This is a genomic window from Pandoraea sp. PE-S2R-1 (genome assembly GCF_002179865.1).
Lineage (GTDB): Bacteria > Pseudomonadota > Gammaproteobacteria > Burkholderiales > Burkholderiaceae > Pandoraea.
In genome coordinates this window covers 1-352 of the sequence record NZ_NGUR01000179.1, presented here as the reverse complement: position 1 = coordinate 352, position 352 = coordinate 1, and the positions used below count along the sequence as shown (strand labels likewise).

General features: G+C 63.9%; 1 protein-coding gene. It reads left to right on the top strand.

Features of this window, described 5'->3' with window-relative positions:
• The coding region (locus CDV44_RS28240; RefSeq protein WP_170936148.1) for a hypothetical protein at positions 1–352 on the top strand (352 nt) is incomplete at both ends.

Sequence of the window (352 nt, the reverse complement as noted above, 5' to 3'; positions counted from 1 at the left end):
CCGGCGAGGACGTTGACCCGAAGTTTCGCCATCAGATACGCGCGGGCGCGGCGGTTGTCGATCTTGCCACGGGGCTCATACCCGAAGTGCAACTCCTCCGATTGCCCGGTGAGTTGGCCGAAGTGGCCGCCGATAGCCTCGAAGGCAAGAAGCCGGACGCCGAAAAGGTGACCGGCATTGTGCAATACGGGGACCCACGCTTATTCGGTCCACACTTCGCGTCTCGCTTCGGCCGTCCGGCCTCGGGTGAAACCCAGGGAATTTCGCTGCCGGAACAGCCCACCGCGCCCGACAGTTTCCCTCAACTGGCGCCCTCTCCGGAAAACATGGAGGCCCCGCATGGCAAAGCGGA